Source organism: Pseudomonas sp. AL 58 (assembly GCF_036348395.1).
GTDB classification, from domain to species: Bacteria; Pseudomonadota; Gammaproteobacteria; order Pseudomonadales; family Pseudomonadaceae; genus Aquipseudomonas; species Aquipseudomonas defluvii.
Map to the genome: position 1 here is coordinate 1 of NZ_JAZBQR010000067.1, position 646 is coordinate 646.

Sequence of the window (646 nt, forward strand, 5' to 3'; positions counted from 1 at the left end):
AGGGATGTTCTCAGCCGCCAATCACGCGCACTTCAGCCTGACGATCGATGACCTTCAGCACGACCTTCAGGTGCTGTCATTCACCGGCACGGAAGCCATCAGCACACCCTTTGCTTTTGATGTGGCCTTGGTCAGCGAACGCGCAGACCTTGAGCTTGAAACCTTGCTGCACAAGCAGGCGTTCCTGGCGTTCAACGCGCAGGGCGCCGGCATTCATGGGCAGGTTTACCGCGTTTCGCAGGGCGATGCCGGTAAGCGCCTGACCCGCTACAACCTGAGGCTGGTGCCGCAACTGGCCTACCTCGGGCTGCGCCGCAACCACCGGATTTTCCAGCAGCGCACGCTGGCGCAGATCATCGCCCAGGTGCTTGAGGAACACGGCATCCTCAGCGATGCCTACCAACTGCACCTGGAAAAGACCAGTACCCCACGGGAGTATTGCGTGCAGTACGGCGAGTCCGACCTGCACTTTCTGCAGCGCCTGTGCTTCGAGGAGGGTGTCAGTTATACCTTCCGGCACAGCCGCGCCGGGCACACGGTGGTGTTCAGTGACCACCAGACCTTTTTCCCCAAACTCGGCCAGCCCACCCCCTACCAACAGGACAGCGGCCTGGTGGCCGACGAGCCGGTAATCAGCCGTTTCAAC

Annotated in this window: 1 protein-coding gene; it reads left to right on the forward strand. The window is 61.3% G+C overall.

What is annotated here, in order from left to right; genetic code table 11:
- Positions 1–4 precede the first annotated feature (4 nt).
- A partial coding sequence (gene tssI, locus UIA24_RS23070) for a type VI secretion system tip protein TssI/VgrG (protein WP_330524049.1) occupies positions 5–646 on the forward strand: 642 nt, incomplete at its 3' end.